This is a genomic window from Corynebacterium striatum ATCC 6940 (assembly GCF_000159135.1).
Lineage (GTDB): Bacteria > Actinomycetota > Actinomycetes > Mycobacteriales > Mycobacteriaceae > Corynebacterium > Corynebacterium striatum.
Window position 1 is genome coordinate 1 of the sequence record NZ_GG667534.1, and the last position, 3336, is coordinate 3336.

Annotated in this window: 2 rRNA genes; both read left to right on the plus strand. The window is 53.1% G+C overall.

The features are described from left to right. Positions 1 to 15: 15 nt before the first annotated feature. Positions 16 to 3077: ribosomal RNA gene (locus HMPREF0308_RS12590) — 23S ribosomal RNA — on the plus strand. 114 nt (positions 3078 to 3191) lie between these two features. Continuing rightward, positions 3192 to 3309 (plus strand): 5S ribosomal RNA (gene rrf, locus HMPREF0308_RS12595). The last annotated feature ends 27 nt before the right edge of the window (positions 3310 to 3336 follow it).

Genomic DNA, 3336 nt, shown 5'->3' on the forward strand with positions numbered 1-3336 from the left:
TGTTGTGTTGGTTGTGTGTTCGTTATTTAGGGCGCATGGTGGATGCCTTGGCATGCTGAGCCGATGAAGGACGTGAAAGGCTGCGTTAAGCCTCGGGGAGTTGTCAATTGAGCGTTGATCCGAGGATGTCCGAATGGGGAAACCTGGCACCTGTTATGGGGTGTTACCTTGCAGTGAATTCATAGCTGTTGTGGGGGTTACGCGGGGAAGTGAAACATCTCAGTACCCGTAGGAGAAGAAAATAATAATGATTCTGCTAGTAGTGGCGAACGAACGTGGATGAGGCTAAACCGTGTGCATGTGATACCTGGTAGGGGTTGTGTGTGCGGTGTTGTGGGCCCTGATGAGGATGGCTACTGACGTCCTGCTTGCGCATTGTTGTTAGGTGAAGTGGTGTGGAAACGCCTGCCGTAGAAGGTGATAGTCCTGTAGCTGAAGATGATGGTGTGTGGGTTGTTGGGTTGCCCGAGTAGCAGCGGGCTCGTGGAATCTGCTGTGAATCTGCCGGGACCACCCGGTAAGCCTAAATACTCAGTGTGACCGATAGTGGATAGTACCGTGAGGGAATGGTGAAAAGTACCCCGGGAGGGGAGTGAAATAGTTCCTGAAACCATGTGCTTACAATCCGTCAGAGCACTTTTTGTGTGTGATGGCGTGCCTTTTGAAGAATGAGCCTGCGAGTCAGCGGCATGTCGCGAGGTTAACCCGTGTGGGGTAGCCGTAGGGAAACCGAATCCTAATGGGGTGTTTAGTGGCATGTCCTGGACCCGAAGCGGGGTGATCTACCCATGGCCAGTGTGAAGCAGCAGTAAGATGCTGTGGAGGCGCGAACCCACGTAGGTTGAAAACTGCGGGGATGAGCTGTGGGTAGGGGTGAAAGGCCAATCAAACTCCGTGATAGCTGGTTCTCCCCGAAATGCATTTAGGTGCAGCGTCGCATTAGCTTGGTGGAGGTAGAGCTACTGGTTGGTTGAGCGGGACTACAATCTTAGCAATGTCAGCCAAACTCCGAATGCCATTAATGTGTTGTGCGGCAGTGAGACTGTGGGGGATAAGCTTCATAGTCGAGAGGGAAACAGCCCAGATCGCCGGTTAAGGCCCCTAAGGGTGTGCTAAGTGGAAAAGGATGTGGGATCGCGAAGACAGCCAGGAGGTTGGCTTAGAAGCAGCCATCCTTGAAAGAGTGCGTAATAGCTCACTGGTCGAGTGGTTCTGCGCCGACAATGTAGTGGGGCTCAAGCACACCGCCGAAGCCGCGGCAATAATATTTTTTTATTGGGTAGGGGAGCGTCGTGCACGTGTTGAAGCGTTACCGTGAGGAGGCGTGGAGTGTGTGCGAGTGAGAATGCAGGCATGAGTAACGAATTGGAAGGTGAGAATCCTTCCCGCCGGATGACTAAGGGTTCCTGGGTCAAGTTCGTCTTCCCAGGGTGAGTCGGGACCTAAGGCGAGGCCGACAGGCGTAGTCGATGGATAACCAGTTGATATTCTGGTACCCGAGTATATGCGCCCCTGATAAAGCACTGATACTAACCACCGTGCGTTACTGTGATTAGCCTTCGGGTTAACATGGTGGCAAGCCGTGGGGCCTGATGTGTGGTTCAAGCGATGGGGTGACACAGTGGGGTAGCCATGCCGCTTAGTGGATTGTTGGTGTAAGCGTGTAGGTGATGGTGTAGGTAAATCCGCACTTGTTAGCTCAGACGTGATGCGTAGCCTTAATTGGTGAAGTTGGTGATCCCGTACTGTCGAGAAAAGCCTCTAGCGATGTATATACTCGGCCCGTACCCCAAACCGACACAGGTAGTCAGGTTGAAAATACTAAGGCGTTCGGGTGAACTGTGGTTAAGGAACTCGGCAAAATGCCCCCGTAACTTCGGGAGAAGGGGGACCCTATGGCGTTAACACCTTTGCGGTGGGAAGCGTTGTGGGGTCGCAGAGAATAGAGGGAAGCGACTGTTTATCAAAAACACAGGTCCATGCGAAGACGTTAAGTTGATGTATATGGACTGACGCCTGCCCGGTGCTGGAAGGTTAAGAGGACCGGTTAATCAAGCTTTGCTTGGTGAAGCTGAGAATTTAAGCCCCAGTAAACGGCGGTGGTAACTATAACCATCCTAAGGTAGCGAAATTCCTTGTCGGGTAAGTTCCGACCTGCACGAATGGCGTAACGACTTCCCTGCTGTCTCAACCACAGGCCCGGTGAAATTGCACTACGAGTAAAGATGCTCGTTACGCGCGGCAGGACGAAAAGACCCCGGGACCTTCACTATAGCTTGGTATTGGTGTTCGGTTCGGTTTGTGTAGGATAGGTGGGAGACTATGAGACGTGTGCGCCAGCACGCGTGGAGTCGTTGTTGAAATACCACTCTGATCGGATTGGATACCTTAACCTTGGCCCATGATCTGGGTTGGGGACAGTGCCTGGTGGGTAGTTTAACTGGGGCGGTTGCCTCCCAAAATGTAACGGAGGCGCCCAAAGGTTCCCTCAGCCTGGTTGGCAATCAGGTGGTGAGTGTAAGTGCACAAGGGAGCTTGACTGTGAGAGTGACAGCTCGAACAGGGACGAAAGTCGGGACTAGTGATCCGGCACCTACTTGTGGATGTGGTGTCGCTCAACGGATAAAAGGTACCCCGGGGATAACAGGCTGATCTTCCCCAAGAGTCCATATCGACGGGATGGTTTGGCACCTCGATGTCGGCTCGTCGCATCCTGGGGCTGGAGTAGGTCCCAAGGGTTGGGCTGTTCGCCCATTAAAGCGGCACGCGAGCTGGGTTCAGAACGTCGTGAGACAGTTCGGTCTCTATCCGCCGCGCGCGTTGAAACTTGAAGAAGGCTGTCCCTAGTACGAGAGGACCGGGACGGACGTACCTCTAGTGTGCCAGTTGTTCCGCCAGGGGCATCGCTGGTTGGCTACGTACGGAAGGGATAACCGCTGAAAGCATCTAAGCGGGAAGCCTGTTTTAAGATGAGGTTTCATTTGAGGTCCCCTAAAGACTATGGGGTTGATAGGCCAGACATGGAAGCACCGCAAGGTGTGGAGTCTACTGGTACTAATAGACCAAAACAAACACACACGACACTACCGTGCACAAACAAGAAAACACACACGTGTTCGCGTCCACTATGCAGTATCTGACACAACACCGGAGCACACCAGAACACAAAAGTTCTGCTGCCCCGAAAGTTTGTCGGTGGTCAATAGCGACAGGGAAACGCCCGGACCCATTCCGAACCCGGAAGCTAAGCCTGCCCGCGCTGATGGTACTGCAACCGGGAGGTTGTGGGAGAGTAAGTTACCGCCGACATAAAACAACAAACAACAACTCAATACA